We start from the raw sequence: 18,809 nt of genomic DNA, 5'->3' as shown, positions 1-18,809 counted from the left end.
GGCTCCAGCTTCAGTGAACATGAAAAACTTAACTTCCGTTCGCAGCAGCCCGATCTTGGTTCTCTGAATCAGACGCCCCTGCTGCTTTAGAAGCGGAATCAGCAGTTCCTTGCTCTTTGTTGGTATCCACCTTGGCCGAAGGGGCAGTTCCATCGCCTGTACCCATGCTCTTTGCAGCCGAAGAGGCTTCCTTCTTCGCGGGTGTAGTTCCCGCTGAAGCCGTTGGCGCAGCCTTCATTTGCGATTCTGCAGCAGGGATTGCGGCAGGGATTGCAGCAGCGGAAGATGAAGCTTCACTCGCTGCGTCCCCTGCGTCCACGTCGTTCAACGCTCCGTCAGACAATCCCAATCCAGCAGGAAGCTGACCGTTTTTCTGCTGCTCCGCGCTCTGCTTTTCTTCCGCCTTGGCTATGCTCCGCTCCAATGCCAGAACACTTTCGAGCTTATCGATCTCCTGATAAATTTCCTGTGCCCCGCTATAGGCCTCAATGGCTCCTTCATAATCGAGATCCTTCATCATCCGATCCCCTTTGGCCTGAAGTTTACCAGCTTGAATCTCCTTGAGTTGCTGCTGAATAGCTGTCAATTTATCGTTGGCCTCGGTAATTTTCTTCTCCAGTTCTTTTTGCGCGGACGTATATCCGGATTCCATCGCAGCCTTGTTTGCTTTCTTGTACAGCTTAAGCGCATTCGTGTAATCGCCACCCTGAAATTTCAAATCTCCGTCCTTCATCCAGCTCGCCGTCTCAGCATAGCTGTCCAATTGGTCGATTTTATGCTCAATATCCTTCACATTAAATGGTGGATATAGCCCGGCACTTTTCCGTGCTTTAGCGTAGCTGGCTTCAGCTTTGGTAAAGTCCGCCTTTTCCACATAGCCATCTCCATCAACCATTAATTGAGACAGTTTCTGCTCTGCAGTATACAGTCGCTTGTGAATCTTATCGTTAATTTTAACCGCCGCGTTTTTCGCTTCGCTGTAAGACTTAAGCGCCTTCGCATAATCCCCTGTCCTTGCATAATCGTCTGCGGCTTGGGCTGATTCGATCATCGTTTCCAGCGCAGCTGCCTTATTCGCAGCCATACGAGCCAGCGTAATCCATGCTCCCCCGCCCACAACAATAAAGACAAGCAACGCAATCAAAATCCGTTTGATCAGCTTACGGCGGTTTTTAGGCTTTTCCTGAAAAACTTTATTTACATAAATGGCCGCAGCCGTGTAATTATTCACCGTCCGGTGCTGTTTGCTTAGCAGAACCTCTTCCAATGTGTCCGTCAGCATGACTGGGTCCTTCGCTTCCTCTAGCGCCCCCAGCATTTCCGCCAACTCGACGTCCTCCCACATCCCTGACGTAGCGAGCAGGATTACATCTCCATCTGCAAGCTGCGTCTTTTTGGCGTAATGGGCATGAACTCCATTCGGATTTCCCAAGTATTCCAGCAGATTGCCTCGTTCCTCATGTGTGCTGGTCGCTTCGTCTGGAATGCGTCCATCATCTGCCAATGACTGAGCCAGGCTATGATCCTTACTGCGAAAATTAAGCCTTCCATTGCGAAAATGATATAGTCGCACATTACCGCACGAAACATATACCATTTTGTTGTAGTTGGTCACTACCATCAGCAGACTGGCTTTGAGCCGAACACGACGGCTTTCAAATTGCAGCCATTCCTGCGCTTCACGAAGATCTCTCATCAAGCGCCGTTTGGACATGGAAGGCTTCTCCATGAAGTTTTCCAGCACCGTTTTGACAACCATTTCTGCGCTGCGCAGTTCCTGATCCGAATCCAGACCGTCTGCGAGGACATAACAGGCCATGTCGTCCGTCTCCATGAATGCAAAATAGTCCCGGTTGTCTATGTAAGAGCCCGCTTCCGACACAAAGGCGGTACTAAAATCGCTGTTGTCCTTGCGCATCGCTACCCCCGTCTTTCTTGTTTCATCCTATCGCCAAAATAAGTACTGTCGCATTATCCTGACTTTTAAAGCCTTTATCATTAATGGCGTCGATCATGGCATCCGCTGTTTCCTGCGGTATTCCACCCTTGCGCATAATCTCTTCCAATTCAATCTCCGTCAGCGCCTCCTGAATGCCATCGCTGCACAGCAGCACATGATCGCCTGAATACAGACGAATCGGTGCACTACCCAGTTCCATGCTCTCAAAGCCCTCATAGCCTAAGTAGTTGACCAGTTGATTGCGCACTGGACTCGTTTTGGCTTCCTCCGAGGTCATTTGTCCAGCAAGCACTCGTTCCTCCAGCAGTGTTTCCGCTGTATGCTTGGAATTGACTGTTTGGAAATGACCATTGCGGTAAATCGTAATCAGACTGTCGCCCACCGCTCCGTAATACAGCTGATAGCCGCACACAATGACCGCAGCCAGCGTCGTTCCTCCGCCCTGTCCATTCAAATTTTGCAAAATGCCGCGATTGCTTTGAGTTGCCGCCTCTGCAAAATATCCGTTCAAATTCGTTGCATCTTCCAGCTTGGCAAACGCCTTCGTAAAAGTCGTCACAGCTAAGGTACTGGACATACGTCCATTGGCCAGTCCACTAATACCGTCTGCGACAACAGCCAGCGTACCGACAGGTGTCGTCATACTGGAGAAATAATCATCCTGCTCGCTCCGGCTCCCGATCGTTTGACCATTTCCGATCTCAATTCCACTCACGGTACGGCTGCCGGGACTTCGCGTCAGTCGTATACGGATCATGAGAAGAACAGCGAATAGTACCGCAGCTCCACTTACAACAAAATAAGGCTGCATATCGTTACCTCCCTGCACCATTGCCAATTCCGTCCTAGTTTTCGTTATCCCACTCAAAATGGGCACCACACAGCGGGATAAAGATAAATTTGCTGTGTCCCAGCTGAATCACGTCATAGGCAGCCAGCTCTGCTGGTGAATATACCGCCTCGTTATTGTGGTACGCCAAACCTGATGAATCGCCTGGCAGCAAATAAAAGTTACGTTTCTTCGGATCATACACAATGACAGCATGATTTCTGCGGGAAATCGTGTTATCCCCGATAATGCGGACATGCATTTCCTCTGCGCGCCCGATAAAGTTTTTCTCCGCCATAATGCGATAGTCCTGACCCACCTGTGCTCCTTCGATGCATACCAGCCATCCAGTTACCGGATGAATCCCCACCGTCTCGCCCAAATACGGCATTGTTTTGTCGTTATCTCCCGCGACGTTTGTTTTCGCCACTGGCTCTGCGCTCTTGGGTGCAGCTACATTTACTACCGTGTTGCAATATGGACACGTATTTCCGTGCTTTCGTGTACTGAACATGTGTCCGTTCGGGCATCTTGTCAAACTCATAGTCGGTTCCTTCCCCCATTGTCATGATTGTCTTTTCAGCGATCTGAGGATTTTCCAGCATCCTCATCTATTTAACGAGCAGTCTCGTATTGGCAATATATAATAAGTCACCTGAGTAAATCCGGTATGGCTCACCGCTTTCCAACTTCTTGGTTACACTTTCGTTGGCAGACCGCAAGCCTGTACCATTACCGGAATCCACATCCTCCACAAACCAGTCGCTGTTCACCCGGTTGAGCACCGCATGCTCCACACTTACCAGGGAGGCATAATCTGTACCTACCAAATCAATATCCGCCTCCGAACGTGACGTTGTTTTACCGATTAAGAGTGACGTTTCGCCTTCGATATACCATTCTTTAATGGACTCGCCCTCTTCATCAATCAACACCAGCTTGGCAATCCGATGACGTTTCGCCTTTGGCTTGGCTACGGGTACAACAGACACCAGATTGCGCAATATGTATACAAGCACGCCGATTCCAATACCTATCGCGACCACGGTTTTCAAACCGCTGTAGCCTGTACGATTAAACACATAAAAGGCGATCGCCAGCATCAGCCCGAACATGGCAACATCTATGATGAAAACCCATCTGTTCTGCGCCGTTTTCACTGCTTGCTTCCCCCATTTCTATCCTGAAATCATCACTTTTTACGAATACCGAAAAATTGGTTAAACATCGCTGAGGTATCCGTCGGATCACCGGGTTTTTTCGTTTTTTTCCCTGGTGAGCCCTCCTTCGTTTTCGGATGAAAACCAAAAAATTGCTCAAAATCAGTACCTATATCAGCCGGATTGAATCCTTTGGCTGCCGTACGCGCACCGCCGGAGGATGCAGCCCCTCTATCTCTCTCTCGCTGTTCCCCGCCAGCTCCCTCAGTTTTTCGGATGAGCTCGGCATCGTATGCCTGCCGCAATGCTTCGTCACGCAAGGTATTGTAAGCCTCGTGAATTAGCTTGAACTTGCGCGTTGCTTCCTCGCTTCCCTGGTTGGTATCAGGATGATACTTTTTGGCCAGTTTACGGTAAGCCTGCTTAATCTCTGCCTCCGAAGCATCCCGGCTGACACCGAGCAGCTCATAGTAGTTGGTCATTGTGTGATGTTCCCCTCTCCGAAAAAAATAAATATTAAGAGACCCGTAGGCCTCTTAATATTTATCCACCCTGCACTTGTGTGCCGGGTGAGTGTGTGTTTAAGCTGCACTTAACGTGAAGACGTTAAGCTTAAACCGGATATCCGCCGTCGATTGTAGCCAGCTCGGTTTTGTCTTTCTTTTGTTTGATGTAGAGTGTAAATGCACCTACACCTTCTGTGTCGCCGAAGTGCTCGTTGTAGTCTACAACGAAAGCATTCGGGAAGTGGATTTTACGCACAACTTGATCAGCTGCGATAACTTCCAGTGTTACTTTACGGTAGCTGTCTGCTTTTTCAGCAGGAACCAGAGACCACAGAGCCAGTTTCAGCGTGTCATCCGCGCTGTCACCGTCTACTGCTGTGATGATTTTGCCGCTGATGCGCAGCGTGGAGCCTACGTCAGTGGAGCGTGCATTGGAATCGTCCGGTGTATCGGTGTCATAAATAACCGTTTGGATGTTATCCAAGCCCAGCTCGATTGTTTCTTGTCCTTCTACTTTCAATCTGAATCCCATGTGTGTTGCCTCCTTGAAATTAGGTAATATGATGGCGGGAGATGCAGAGCTTCTCCGCGATTTATGTATAAAGGCGATTCTGGATAGAAACGCCTCTAACATCTTTCGTAGTGCTCGGATCATGATTTGACCGAGCTGGTTCCCTTAGTGATCATGACTTCCAGGTTCTTCACATTACCGTTGAAGACCAGATCGATATGGCACATATTGCTTTTCTCATCAATAATGAAGCTCATATCGTCTCCGTCCTGAATGATCGAGTTAACAGATCCTCTGCTGCTCAGCCACTTGCTCTTCTGACTGCTCGGATTGTTACTGAAGAAGCGGACGATATTTTCGTGTTTGAAGTCCCCTGTCTGGTAGCGCAAAATACGTTCAATGTACGTGCTGACCAGCGTCTTGTAGATGGAGTCAAAACCGTCCTCGGACATCGCCATGCTTCTCGCCTTGTAGACGGTAATCCGGCGGATATCCTTATCCTGGATCTGAGCATTCTCCGACGAGAATACAAAGCCGAAGTTTTTACGGTTGATGGCATCCTTGATCGTGTTGGTGAATCCGGTGATTTCCTTGGCCATTGTCGTCACCGTGCGCAGACTGTTGTCTCCCGCTTCAATGTCGAAGCGTACGCCAGGAAAGTTCTTATTGACCGTTTTGAACGTCTCACGCAGGTATTCAGGACACTGATAGGAAGCGACCAAGCCGGCGGCAACATAGGCTGCACCCACATAAACGCCCTCGATCCACAGCTTGAGAATATCCTCTTTCTCCTTAGAGAGCTGTACACCATCTTCGGTCTGTAGCATTTTGCTGTCGATAATAACACCCGATTTGTCCTTCGGAATAATCGTAAAATTCGGTACACAAGGAATGGCAAATTCGCTATATTCTCTGCGAACGAGACTGGCGCATTTATCGACATATTTATCGATGCCTGCTGTCGCCATACTGTTGAAAGTCGTTTCTTCACCGGATTCAAAGTTAAAGAACATTTGAATTTTGTAATCCTTCACGACTTGCAGCAGCATCGAGAGCGATTCCATAGAATTCCCGCCCTGCTTAACGACCTTCTCGTTGCCCTTGAAGCGTTCACGTGAAACCTTTACCTTACCGGCTGCTTCCAGCTCGACGGATGGAACGATACCGAACCAGATCGTGTCGCTGAATTCATTCTTAGCATTCACAGTATTCAGGTACGTTTCCAGACGCGGGATATTGCTGCTTTTTACCAGCATGTCCAGCTTGTTGTTCGCCACCAGCATTGTCGGCAGCATGCCTTTGCTCTTCGTTGCATATTGGTCGAAGAACATTTTGACACCGAGAATTTTCTCCACAAGCGGCTTAACCGCCTTTACGAAATCGTCCTTGGCATTTTTATAGAACTCCAGATACGTGTTGTAGTTTTGAACTTCAACGGCTGTATCCACCTTGGTCTGAACAGCTGGCAGTGGCACAAACGTGCGAACTACCAAATCCTTCACATAGTCAGAAGGCGTATCTGTGATGGAGTTATAATCCTCTTCGAATACTTGGGAGAGATCGCCAGTGCTGTTCTCATCCAACAGCATCAGCTCAGTACTGTCGCTCTTCGGCGCTTCAATAATTTTCAGTTCGCCGCTTTCTCCAATGGAGAGCATACCCACCTGGATCAGCTCACCGGAGTTTTCCTCTTGGGCGCCACCGAGCAGAAGGCGGGTTTTGATGTCCTCAATTGCCAGTGGGAGCATAGCCATAACGTTGTTATAGTTCTGACTCGCTTCCTCGAACATACCATTCAGCTTGTCACCCATATCGAGTTTCTTCGGATCGCCATCATCCAGCTTGTCGTATTCACCATACATATAATGAATTTCTTTGCGGACTTGACGAATATCATCCATGACCTTTTTCGGTGAAATCATATCCAGCAGATTTTCAAATTTGAAATCTACATTGGTGATTCCTTGACTGCGCTTGGTATCGATGAGCGTAAACAACATTTTCAGAAAGTCATTACTTTGATTTACACGAATTTCAGAAATGCTATCCTCATCAATTCCCTCTGGCTTTTTAAGGGTGTAGACGACTTTTTGATTGGCCGCGTTAAAAAACGAATACACGGTTGGTGAAAACTTATCCAAAAATTCGTCAAAGCTGCGCACCAGAAGGTGCTGATTAATTTCCTTGATCTTTTCATCGCTCAAGCTGTCAATACCCTTCACATCACCTACAATGGTGATCAGGTCCAGCTTTTCCGGGTTAATCTCTTCAAAAAGCATTGTCCGGTTGGTTTGATAAATGATTTCCATCGCTGTCGGCAAATGAATAAAGTATGAGTTATAGGTCCATTGCTCCATATACGGACATGGGATGTCCAATTTGAAACGGACGAATACTCATTTTTAGTTCTTTTGCCTCCTCCCCCCTACTTAACATTTAAATTCGTCAAAGGATTGAGCTTATACCACATTTACGGTACAGGCATGTAACCTCGAAAATCGGTCCGAAGCGTTATTCGGCTTTTAACGGCAAAGCATACAAATGAGATGTTTTTCAAATTCAAAAGTCAGATAACACAGAAATTTCAAATTTATGATTTCGTATTCCTAACTTCAATCCCAATTTTTGCCGTTGATACGAGAGCTATCATACAAAGCACCCTTCAGTTTTGTCAATTTCTGTAGTCTCAGATTGAAACAGGGCATTTTGACTCATTTTATGCGTGAATACGTAATTTTCATGATATGTTAGACCTGTTTCTTCAGGGAAATATTCACAAATGAAACCCAATTACCGATAGAAGTCCATTGGATATTTCTGATAAGCGTAAAAGAATCAAATTCATGGCTAATGTGAGGGTTATCAGCTGTTTTGATCCTTTATCCCTTATATCCCAAGGATTAGGAGAGTTGATCCCCCTATGTTGGCCTCGACGATGGAGGAGCTTATGTTCAGAATAAGGAAACTAGGGATTATCGTTTTCATGACTTTTGTACTATTTTTACAATTGGGCTTAAATGGGGTCATTTGCACTGTAAATCAGGCTAATGCAGCATCTTTAGGTGCTGTCCCGATCGAGGGATATGATGCCGTTTTTGTATTGGATACAAGTTATTCCATGAGGGATACTGATCCTGAGGGCATTGCCGCCGAAGTCATCAATATGTTTATGGATTTGAGTGATGCAGACCGCACACGCGTAGGATTCGTTGCCTACAATCACAACGTGGTCGCCTCGAAACCACTGACTTCGATTGCCGTGGCAGCGCAAAAATCCCAGATCCAGCAGGATATCAGAACGCTAAACCGTTCCGGTTATACGGATTTGGGACTTGGGTTGCGCAGAGGCTCGGAGCTGCTAGCGGCAGGAGCATCCCAAGGGCGTCAGCCTTTTATGATTCTATTGTCAGATGGAGAGACTGATTTTGGTGCCTCCTCTGGTTCCCGATCCAAAGGTGACTCCAATAACGATGTGTCCTCTGTCATCAAATCTGCACAGACCAAGGGATATCCGGTGTACACGATTGGTCTGAACCATGATGGCACAGTGAACCGACAAGAACTCGAACGGATCGCTTCTCAAACGGGTGGAGCTTCTTTTATTACGAGTAGTGCGGAGGATCTGCCGGAAATTCTGAACCGTATTTTCGCCAGTCAAATTCGCTCCAAGCTCGTTCCAATTGCTGCAATTACGACCACTGGCGAGATGCAAGAATTAACTGTAACTCTACCTGATTCTAGTATGGAGGAAGCCAACCTGGTGCTTTTGTCGGAGCATCCCCTTCTGGAAACACAGCTATATTCCAATTCAGAAAATGTCCGCAGGTACAAGTCGAGCCGATATGCGATTTTAAAAATCGAACATCCACAGGCAGGTAAAGTGAAGTTGAAACTACGGGGCATACGCGGGGATTTGGTGAAAATCAATTTACTTGGCAGCTATCGACTGGAAGCCGAAGCTACCATGGGAGGAAAGCAACAAGCAACGGCAACTCATGGCGACAAGCCTGTGCAGTTGCTGAAAGGTCAAACCACACCGTTTCAAGCTCAGCTCCTGTTACCCGACAGTCAAAAGCTTACAGATGAAGCCGTATATACGTCTCTCCAAGCCCATATTGTAGTTACTCCCAAGGGGGGCACAGCCAAAAAGGTGCCTATGACCTATAAGTCAGGAGCCTTTCATACCGAATATGCGTTCCCACAAACCGGGGATTATACATGGCAGCTATCTCTGGATAGTCCGCAATGGTACCGTAAGGGAATTGTACATAAGGTTCACGCGGCCAATGCAGCGCCACAGGTCTTAAAAGACCTGACGATTCGCCTGGTAAAAGAAGACGGCGATTCCCGTCGAAGTTTATCGGATTTTATTATTGACCCCAATCATGACAAGCTGAACTATAAGCTGGATTCAGAAGCCTCTGGGGATACGGTCAATGCTGAGATTAACGGTAATGATCTGCTGCTATCCGAGCTCCACACAGGTGACTCACAGCTGAAGATTACCGCTACCGATCCGGAAGGGGCATCCAGCAGCGCTACACTAACCGTTTCTGTACAATCCCGGTATACAGCCATTAAATGGACGGTAGCCATCAGTATCGTGGTAGCCGCTCTTCTGTATTGGTTCTTGCGGCCGAAGCCGCAGTTTGCGGGAAGAATCGAAGGATATTTTCTCGCAACAGCAAGCGGACAGGAGATTCCGGTAAAATCTTGGCCGCTCACCTCCTTTCCGGGTCGTAAGGTCAGCTTGCAGGAATTGTTCCGTACGCTTGACGTTCACGAACCGTTGCCAGAAGCGGAACGGATCCTATTTTCCGCAGGCAAAAAAGGGAGCCTGATCGTGAAACATGATACACGCTGTGCCTTACAGCATGGAAAGATCAGATTAGCCCGCAATAAAAAAGCGGTCATGGAGTACAGTGACAAACTGTACATTACATTCGAGGATGGTGTCACTGAAATCGAGCTGCGATACAAAGCGATTAAACCGAATACTTCAGTGTATACCGACCATATCCAAGCTCCGACAGGATAATGTCCGTCACAACGTAAAAAAAGAGAAGCACCCTCTCTTACGATTAACGAACCGTAAGAGTAGGGCGCTTCCCTTTTTTTATCCAATATTCCGCACGTAGTGCGGCTTTAAACCATCTAAGTGAGCGGCAACGCTTGTTAGCCTGTACCTCCAGACCACGTCGAATGACATACGGCAACAGAGAAAGTCCCGCATTTTCAATCTGAATCCGCTCGGAATGATCTGCAAACAATCGGCCTGGCACATCTGGCGGAGGTGTTCCTTTTCGGCAATAATACAGCGTGGCGGCCAAACTATAGATATCAGACACAGGCCCCTGCTGCGAACGATTAGAGTAAAATTCCAGCGGAGAATAGCCCGCCGTGGTGAAGATCGGATGCTCTTTGCCTTCAAAATGCACAGCCGAACCAAAATCAATCAGCTTGATGTTTCCATTTTCCCCAATCATAATGTTGCCCGGCTTAATATCTCGGTGAATAATTCCTTTGTCATGAATGTACTCCATGGCATCAATTAAAGGTAGCAGCGTATGGTACAAAAAAGTGGGATCATACGTTGGCACAGCCTCTTCTTTCATCATTCGATCCAGTGTCTTGCCTGCACAGTATTCCATGACCAGATAGGCAGTTCCATTTTCCTCAAAGTGATCTATATAACCGACAATCCCCGGATGACTTAGCTCCTTCAACATTTGCCCTTCACGCAAAAAATAATGCATAAACTCCACGTATTTGGATTGCATAGAAGCACCGCAAGTGACCGTTTTTCGATCTATCCCCCGCAAAGCCAGTGCATTCGGAAAAAATTCTTTCACAATGACCTTTTCTCGGTTATCCAACAGCCTTGCCGTATACACGATGGCCAGCTCACTGCGGGACAAGGCGCTTCGAATTTGATATGTATTTCGCAGCTTCGTATTACGGGCAAGCAGATTCCCGCTTGTATCCACGATCATGACTCGTCCTCCTGTCAGGTTCTTAGCTTATGTCTTTTGTATATATCGGCTTATTACACATCTTTTTATTATACCGTAAAATAGATTATTGGAAAAACAAATAACCTGCCATAATCTCCCTTAGAGAAATGATGACAGGTCTTTTGGCATTCATCTGGTTCTTTTTTCTCAAATTGTTTAACCCAGTTTCGTTCCGGGCTTCATGCTGCGCACACTGTTGGTATTTTTCTTCCGTTCACTGCGCAGTTTGCCTTTACCTTGTTCTGGAGTGCGAATGGTGAGGGCAATTAGGAATGATACGACACACAGCACAGCAATCGTAGTAAAGGTAGGGATGAATCCGCCGAGCAAGGCTGCGATAAATGACCCCGCCAGCGCACCGAGGCCAAAGCCTTGATACACAATACCATAGTTTTTGCTTTGATTTTTCAGACCGAAGAAATCAGCTACGATGGCAGGAAAGACTGTAATGTTGCCGCCGAAGCAAAAAGCAATTCCTGCTACACAGGCAAAGAACAAACCATAATTCAGCGGTACCAGACTCAGCACTGTAACTGCGACCGCCGTTGTTAATAGAGCACCCGCTACTACTTTCAGACGACCTACTTTATCCGATAGCGCACCTAAAATGATCCGACCCGCCGTGTTGAAGATAGCGACCATAGCGACCGCATTAGCGGCTGTTGCTACATCTAGACCGGCCATCCGTACGCCGATATCCTTGACTACTCCAATCAGGTAGAGACCACTCATACAAGCGGTAAAGAACATTACGAACAGCAGGTATGCCTGCTTGGTGCGCAGCATTTCTTTAACGGTGTAGTCCCGTTGTACAACCCCATTTTGTACCGAAGGCTTGTTCACGACTACAGCTTCTCTTACCAGGAAAGAACCACCCACAATCATGATCAGCACGATCATTCCCCAATATAAAAACGCTTGTGATACGCCAACGGACTGAATCAACGAACCATTGATATACTTGAATATAAGACTACCTGTTCCATATGCCCCAACCGAAATACCGGAAATAAGTCCTTTTTTCTCAGGAAACCATTTAATCAGATTCGACAGTGATGTTATATATGCCGTTCCATCCGCAAAACCTACGACAATACCCGCCAAAATGTAAAGCAGGGACAGCGATGTTACCTGCGAACTGAGCATGAGTCCTGCTCCTAACACGACACCTGCACACAAAATCAAACGACGTAGTCCCCATTTATCCTGTAGTTTGCCTGCGAATAATGTAGCAAACGCCAGTGCAAAACTGGTAATTGAAAATGTAATGGCAACCGAACTGAGATTCCAGCCAAAGCGGTCCACCAACGGTTGATTAAATAAACTCCATGTGTAAATGGTTCCTAATCCCATCTGGACAATTATTGTTCCAAGTACGACAAGCCAACGATTTCCGCTGTTTGTTTTCATTTCAATCTCCTCTTTTCATTCCGGCTCTACAGCGTCAATTTGTGATCATAATAACCGGGAATCCAGTACGCTTTGCGCCTGTGGAGGAGCAAGTCTGTAAGGATTCTCTCTACATGGATTATTATAACCCTGCATGTTAGCCAGAAATCGTTTGAGGAACGAAATGCACATATAGCGGAATGAAATGCCTTTAAAGTCGCATAATTTGCCGAAATTCCTTGGCTTTACTACGGCTCACCGGAATCTCTGCTTCTAGTCCACGCAAACGCAGGAGATACGTATGGTTGAACCAAGGTACAATTTCACGGATCTGCGACAAATTCACCGTGTATGATCGGTGACAGCGGAAAAAGTCCTGCTGCGGCAGCCGGGCATGAAATTCCGAAATGCTCATCGGCATCGTATATTCTTCGTGCCTTGTAAAGACACGGGTCACCTTTTCCTGCGCACACGCATAGTAAATATCGTTCGCATCCGTCACAATGATTTTGTCGTTTTTCAGCAAATTAATACGACCTGGCGCAGCAACGGCGCTGGCTTCAGCAGCTCGGGGTTGCGCAGTCTGAACAGGTTCCTGTATTGGAACGTTCTGCTGCTCATAAGCATTTTCCAGCTTACGCAGCATAGATGCGATCCGTTTTTCATCATATGGTTTGAGGATGTAGTCGAACGCCTCCAGTTCAAAAGCCTGCGCCGCATGTTCTTTATAGGCGGTTGTAAAAATAATATAGGGCTTTTTGGCAAATTTGCTAATGTTCTGTGCCAGCAGCATCCCGTCCAATGAAGGAATGTTAATGTCCAGAAAGATCGCGTCCGTCTCCTGATCTTGCAGAAACCGAAACACATCTAGCCCATCCTCGAAACTATCGGTCACCTCAATGTTGCTATGAGTCTGAATAAGATACTCCAGCTCTTCACGCGCCGGAAGTTCGTCTTCTACAATTATGGCCTTCATGACTTCTCCTTTGGTATGTCAAAATAAACTTCGGTGCCCGGCTCATGCTTCAGAATAATAACTCCTTCGCCGTACATAAGCTTGAGTCGTCTGTGCACATTGTACAAGCCAATCTGTTTAGCCGGAACCCGATCATGATACAGGTTATCCACAACATCATCCCGTATACCTACCCCGGTATCTGCCACAGAAATACGCACCTTTTCTCCACGATCCTTTACAGAAATGGTTACTGTACCTGACCCTTTTTTCTTGAGAATTCCATGATTAATCGCATTCTCAACCAGGGGCTGGATAATAAGACTTGGAATACGCACAGACACCTCATCCATTACATACTCTACCTGAAGTCGGTTGCCGAAGCGTGCTTTTTCAATTTCTACGTAATCAGACACCTGCTGAAGCTCCTTATGAATTTCGATCAAATCATCATTTAGTTCCAAATTATAGCGCAGATAGCCCGATAAATTAATGATCAACTCTCGCGCCTTATCCGGCTTGGTGCGTGTCGTAGAGGCAATGGCGTTCAGCGCGTTAAACAGAAAATGGGGATTAATTTTCGTTTGGAGCGCCTTTAGCTCGGCTTTATTCGCGGCTTCCTTAATTTGCTCCACACGTGACACTTCCATTAACGTGGAAATGATTTGAGACAAGCCAATCGCCATCGTCTGCAACGGATACGTGATTTTATAAGCTTTGCGATAATAAATCTTCAACGTTCCGGTTACTTCTCCGCGCTCCTCTAACGGGATAATGAGCAGAGACTGGATTTGGGGTGTTTTATCGTCTGCAATATGGTTGCGGATCGTAATTTTACCGCTGCGGATCGTCGATTTAGTCACATCGCTAATGATCTCATCTCCGATGTGATAACGCTCTTCGCCAAAACCGACATAGGCAAGCACATCTCTGGTATCCGTAATTGCCACCGCGTCTGCCTTGATATCTTCTTTTATGATCGAACAAATGGTATGCAAGGATTCCGTATTAATGGAGCGAAAATAAGGCAACGTCTTATTGGCAATATCCAGTGCAAGCTTGGCCTGTCTGGCCGCGATATTCTCCTTTTCCCCCTCCACACTCTGGATCAACAGAACGATTAAACCGATACTAACTTCTCCGACAATCATCGGTAGACCAATCTTAGAAACGATGTCCACTCCAAGGTTATGGGGTTGTGCCATCACCAGAATGAGCAGCATCGTTAATGCTTCGCAGACCATACCTGCGGCGATACCGACTAGCCATCTCTTGGAACGGTTGACCCGGCGGCCGATGTATCCTGACACCACACCTGCCAAAATACTCGTAATCAGACACGGAATCGAGGTCACTCCCCCGATATCAATTAGATAACGGTGAATACCTGATACAATACCTGTAACGATCCCAACCCAGGGTCCGAACAAAATACCGCCCGCCATAATTGCAATGATTCGAACGTTAACAAGCGAACCTTCGACTTCAATCCCGGTGTACGTACCAATCAGCGCAAACATACAAAAAATCAAGGTTAATATGGCCAGCTCTGCCGGAGAATGGCTGTTCTTTTGCAAGGTTTCCTTAAACCGCGGGATACGTGTAATAAAAAATAGACAAATCAGTAACAACGCTGCGCGCTCAAATAGCTGCATCAGCATTTCCAACAAGGCGTTCACCTGCGTTCCTCCCAAATAAAAATGGATATGTCTACAATAGGTTGTGTTAATTATTCACATATTTCAATACTCACCCTGCCATTATGGGCATGGATGCTAGCCTTCCCACCAATCGGATATGTAAACTGCGGCGTAGTATGACCAAAATCAGCATCTGCAATCACTGGAATGGAGGCCAATTCTCTTTTCGAGCTAATGATTTGCCGCAGCAAGACTTCTGTCATATGCGACGCCTGCTGAAATCGTCCTATGATGATCCCCTTAACCTGATCAAATTCAGGCTGGTGCAACAGTGATTGCAAATCCCGATCAAACGTAGCGGGAGAGCTTTCGTAATCATCCTCAACAAATAGAATGCTTCCTTCCAGACTCGGCATATACGGAGTCCCCTGCAACAAATTCAGGGTACACAAGTTTCCGCCCACAATCGTACCCGTTGCTTCACCTTCATGAATTGCATACGGACCCGCATTGCGGTGAAAGCTTCTTTGATCCTGATCTAGATACCAAGTATCGTCACTCCACTCCGACGAAGACTGAATTTGAATGCTACCCCCTTCCAACATCAACCTTTGAAAATACGCCGTCGTATAATCATTTCCTCGCAACATGGCAAACGTCAAAAAATGAGGTCCTGCATACGTGATAAGCCCCGTTTTGGCATAAATCGCATGGCTTAACGCTGTTATATCCGAATAACCACATAATCGTTTAGGATGAGCTGCAATCAGTTCATAGTCAAGATGGGTAAGGAGCTGATTGGCATTATAGCCCCCAATTGAAGTCAGGATGCCCTTTACCTTTGGATCGACAAAAGCTTCGTGCAAGTCTGCGACTCTGAACTCTATTGAGGAAGATGTAAAATCATCATTTTCCAGCACATGTTGCGAAAAACTCACTTTAAACCCTAGCTCCTCCAGTCTTTGCTGGGCAATCAAGCGATTTTCCTCAGAAACGATAGACAAGCTTCTGGACGGCGAAAGAATGCGTATCTCGTCTCCAGCTTTTAATTTGGGTGCTTGCTTTCCTATGATCATGGTCATCCCCCCTTAGTTACAAAGCATTTAAACTGCCACAAATTATACCATCAACTTCCATCTAATTATAGCTTCTAAAAATCCCATCTTCATTTCCCTTCTTCAAACGCAGTAAAAAACCGGAGACTACCGCTAGATAGCGATAATCCCCGGATCTCTAGTCCGATAATGAAGCATTTCGGTTATTTGCTTTTGCTGATTTCGGTAGAAATGTTGTCCTCCTTCTGATCATGTACCAGTTCTTTTAATTGAATAATCAACGCCTCCAGCTCACTAAACCCGGTCACCATATTGGAAGTTATATTTCGTTGCTCCTCTACTCCAGCCAAAATTTGTTCTGACGCTGCACTCGCTTGTTCCGTTACACTTGAAAATTCCGTCATTTCTTGAACAACCTGAGATGAGTATTGCTGCATGCTATTCGTACTGTTTTCCACATCTACGGCCTGCTGCAGCACTTTATTGGCATTTTGCAGGATATCCTCCAGTACAATTTCGGTCGAATGTGCCGATTCCATACTTTGCTGTAGCCTTTGCTGTCCCATATCAAATTGGTTAACGACAGAATCCATCTGAGTTCTCAGTTGAGTCAAGATACCTTCCATCGCCACCGAGGTGTTCCCTACCATTTCAGCCAAATTACGCACTTCTCCAGCTACGATGGCAAATCCTTTTCCATGCTCTCCCGCTCTGGCGGCCTCAATGGATGCATTCAAGGACAGCAAATTAGTTTGTTTTGAGATTTGAGTAATATCTTTAAGCATGGCAGACATGCTATCACTTTGTACTTTAAACTCGTCCAGTTCTTCTTTGGTACGACTCATGACCTGACCCAAATCCTTGATTTGAGACGTTAATGCCAGCAGTTGACTGCTCCCTCTGTCCCCGGCATTTTTCGTATCTTCGGAAAGCTGCTTCAGTTCTCGGGAATGATCAGCTACCTCTCGCACGTGCCTGTCAGATTGGGCCAAGTTATCCGTAACCTCGGTGATATTCGAAGCTTGCATTTCTACCCCTTTGGCAACCTCCTGAAATCCGATAGCGACTTCATTCGTCACGCTGCCCGTAGCATCCACTTGATTCCTGAATCGTTCTGTAAAGTTATGCAATCCAGCCACTGCTTGTTTAACTTGCTCAAACAGAAATTCAATTCGTTGCCTTGTAGCATCGATATCTTTATTTTGCTCTTCACTTTTCTTAAACTGCTTTTGATTTAACACCGATACCACTAACAGTAGCAAACCAATGAGTAAAACAATAATAAACTCATGCACATAGCGCAAAGAACCGGTAGCTGGGGGAACTGGGGGCGTACCGATTGTTATTTGCACAAAAATATTACAGAGATTTAAGGTCATAGCTACCAGAAAATATCGGTAAGACGGATACAGCAAAAACAAAGAGCAAATTAATATGGTGGTCACTACCTCGACGCTAGATAAGTTCAAAAATATACACATTAATACGCTAAAAAAAGTAGTAATCCACGGAATAAGGCGGATTCCTTTCTTTTTCATATTCAGGATCGTTAAAACTGCCGCGACTACAAATCCTACACCATTAGATACCCACATCGAGGGATTAGATAATGCCGGGACGATGCCGCTCAAGGCCATAATCCAAAAAATAATGATCACCAATTTGTTTCTTTGCCACAACAATTCATTCGTTCTGTCCATGATTGTGTACGCGCTCCTTAGATATATATTAGGTATTTATAAAATAAAAATGTAAATGCCATACTATATATATCGTCATATCAGAACGCGTATTGAATGAAAATCGTACAAACACCACATTCCCTTTTAAACACCAAATCACAACAGGACAACTTTTTAAAGGGAATGAGTGTGTAAGTGTAATTAAATGAATGCAAAAAATCGCCCCCCTAGTAGGGAGCGATTTGAATTCATTTTTGACGATCTTCTGCAATGGGAAAAGGTTCATGTACCCACTAATAATATTAGGATTCCTTGTTTTCGGAAGCCTCTTTAGCCCCTTCGGTTGCCGCTGCATCACCTTCCACAGCAGCATTTTCCACTTCAACTGCACGCGGAACGATAATAGAAGCAAGCAGTTCTTCTTCAGGGACGTGCAGTGTTACTCCTTTAGGGAGTTTCAAGTCGCTAGCGCTCAGCTTGTCGCCAACATCAAGCGCGGATACATCCACCTCAATAGTAGATGGCAAATCAGCCGGAAGACCTTCGACTTCAACTTCCGTTTCCTGAACTTGCAGAATACCGCCTGTTTTTGTACCTGCAGGTGTACCCTGATAATCAATAGAAACACGCACGCGAAGCGGTTTGTTTTTGGCAATTTTCAAAAAATCGGCATGCAACCACTGGTTGTCACGCTGTTGATAATCTTTAATAATAACTGGAATGGTTTCTCCACCCTCAACAGTAAGGTTGAACACCTCTGAACGTCCGGTTCTGACTACTTTATTAAATTCCTTGGCATCGACATGTACAGGGGTTCCTTCAAGCTCAGAGCCGTAAACCACAGCTGGAATCCGTCCTTTTAACCTCAATTCACGAATAGCCGAACCCTTCTTCTCTGTTCTCGGCTGGGCGGTCAGTTGAATACTTCCTCCATTAGAACTCATGATATACAACCTCCTTCAGGTTACCTTACAAATGATTTTCCTCCAAGAATCTTGCCTGTTTACCAGTCGTACTACAGGATATAAGCCAGCAAGCTGGCAAAACTAAACAAGTCCATAATTCTATTTTACCCCTTTTTTCTGAAACTGACACACGTTTGCATAAA

Annotated in this window: 15 protein-coding genes; 1 reads left to right on the top strand and 14 read right to left on the bottom strand. The window is 46.1% G+C overall.

Annotated features, from left to right (window positions below; genetic code table 11):
- Nucleotides 1-28: 28 nt before the first annotated feature.
- The 7 genes from ACQW03_RS18675 to ACQW03_RS18645 all read right to left on the bottom strand — a co-directional run bounded on the left by ACQW03_RS18675 (nucleotide 29) and on the right by ACQW03_RS18645 (nucleotide 7,275).
- The gene (locus tag ACQW03_RS18675; RefSeq protein ID WP_441951115.1) at nucleotides 29-1,918 is read right to left on the bottom strand and encodes a PP2C family protein-serine/threonine phosphatase; all 1,890 of its coding nucleotides are present in this window, start codon (nucleotides 1,916-1,918) and stop codon (nucleotides 29-31) included.
- A 22-nt stretch (nucleotides 1,919-1,940) separates the two neighbouring features.
- Nucleotides 1,941-2,771: a PP2C family protein-serine/threonine phosphatase gene (locus ACQW03_RS18670; protein WP_441951113.1), complete on the bottom strand. Its 831-nt coding sequence runs from the start codon at nucleotides 2,769-2,771 to the stop codon at nucleotides 1,941-1,943.
- Nucleotides 2,772-2,805: 34 nt separating this feature from the next.
- Entirely contained in the window at nucleotides 2,806-3,333 is a 528-nt protein-coding gene (locus ACQW03_RS18665) for an FHA domain-containing protein (RefSeq protein ID WP_069290165.1), read from the bottom strand.
- A 67-nt stretch (nucleotides 3,334-3,400) separates the two neighbouring features.
- The gene (locus tag ACQW03_RS18660) at nucleotides 3,401-3,949 is read right to left on the bottom strand and encodes an FHA domain-containing protein (RefSeq protein WP_068942022.1); all 549 of its coding nucleotides are present in this window, start codon (nucleotides 3,947-3,949) and stop codon (nucleotides 3,401-3,403) included.
- Between the two features lie 32 nt (nucleotides 3,950-3,981).
- Nucleotides 3,982-4,431 carry a J domain-containing protein gene (locus tag ACQW03_RS18655; RefSeq protein ID WP_071642401.1) on the bottom strand — a complete coding sequence of 150 codons (450 nt, stop codon included), beginning with the start codon at nucleotides 4,429-4,431 and terminating at the stop codon, nucleotides 3,982-3,984.
- A 130-nt stretch (nucleotides 4,432-4,561) separates the two neighbouring features.
- Nucleotides 4,562-4,987 (bottom strand): hypothetical protein, encoded by a 426-nt coding sequence (locus tag ACQW03_RS18650; protein ID WP_013311475.1) that lies wholly within the window; start codon nucleotides 4,985-4,987, stop codon nucleotides 4,562-4,564.
- A 119-nt stretch (nucleotides 4,988-5,106) separates the two neighbouring features.
- Nucleotides 5,107-7,275, bottom strand: coding sequence for a hypothetical protein (locus tag ACQW03_RS18645; RefSeq protein ID WP_023989860.1), 2,169 nt, complete (start codon nucleotides 7,273-7,275; stop codon nucleotides 5,107-5,109).
- Nucleotides 7,276-7,913: 638 nt separating this feature from the next.
- Here ACQW03_RS18645 and ACQW03_RS18640 point away from each other — a divergent pair.
- Nucleotides 7,914-10,004, top strand: coding sequence for a vWA domain-containing protein (locus ACQW03_RS18640; RefSeq protein WP_441951109.1), 2,091 nt, complete (start codon nucleotides 7,914-7,916; stop codon nucleotides 10,002-10,004).
- 43 nt (nucleotides 10,005-10,047) lie between these two features.
- Here ACQW03_RS18640 and ACQW03_RS18635 read toward each other — a convergent pair whose 3' ends face one another.
- The 7 genes from ACQW03_RS18635 to ACQW03_RS18605 form a co-directional block, all read right to left on the bottom strand.
- Nucleotides 10,048-10,959 (bottom strand): serine/threonine protein kinase, encoded by a 912-nt coding sequence (locus ACQW03_RS18635; protein ID WP_076294364.1) that lies wholly within the window; start codon nucleotides 10,957-10,959, stop codon nucleotides 10,048-10,050.
- A 177-nt stretch (nucleotides 10,960-11,136) separates the two neighbouring features.
- On the bottom strand, nucleotides 11,137-12,390 hold the full coding sequence (locus tag ACQW03_RS18630; protein ID WP_023989863.1) for an L-lactate MFS transporter: 1,254 nt from the start codon (nucleotides 12,388-12,390) through the stop codon (nucleotides 11,137-11,139).
- Nucleotides 12,391-12,580: 190 nt separating this feature from the next.
- Nucleotides 12,581-13,345: a LytR/AlgR family response regulator transcription factor gene (locus ACQW03_RS18625; protein WP_322252129.1), complete on the bottom strand. Its 765-nt coding sequence runs from the start codon at nucleotides 13,343-13,345 to the stop codon at nucleotides 12,581-12,583.
- On the bottom strand, nucleotides 13,342-15,003 hold the full coding sequence (locus ACQW03_RS18620) for a LytS/YhcK type 5TM receptor domain-containing protein (RefSeq protein ID WP_441951106.1): 1,662 nt from the start codon (nucleotides 15,001-15,003) through the stop codon (nucleotides 13,342-13,344). The genes ACQW03_RS18625 and ACQW03_RS18620 overlap by 4 nt, the downstream gene beginning before the upstream one ends.
- Nucleotides 15,004-15,053: 50 nt before the next feature.
- On the bottom strand, nucleotides 15,054-16,040 hold the full coding sequence (locus tag ACQW03_RS18615) for a S66 family peptidase (RefSeq protein WP_441951104.1): 987 nt from the start codon (nucleotides 16,038-16,040) through the stop codon (nucleotides 15,054-15,056).
- 182 nt (nucleotides 16,041-16,222) lie between these two features.
- A complete protein-coding gene (locus ACQW03_RS18610) occupies nucleotides 16,223-17,719 on the bottom strand; it encodes a methyl-accepting chemotaxis protein (RefSeq protein WP_071642409.1) in 1,497 nt (498 codons plus the stop codon).
- A gap of 284 nt (nucleotides 17,720-18,003) precedes the next feature.
- A complete protein-coding gene (locus ACQW03_RS18605) occupies nucleotides 18,004-18,645 on the bottom strand; it encodes a 50S ribosomal protein L25 (RefSeq protein ID WP_076294365.1) in 642 nt (213 codons plus the stop codon).
- Nucleotides 18,646-18,809: the final 164 nt, after the last annotated feature.

The organism is Paenibacillus sp. DRB1-1 (assembly GCF_052119485.1).
GTDB lineage: Bacteria > Bacillota > Bacilli > Paenibacillales > Paenibacillaceae > Paenibacillus > Paenibacillus polymyxa_B.
Note: the sequence above shows the minus strand (reverse complement) of the source record. Positions and strands in the feature narration are given on the sequence as shown.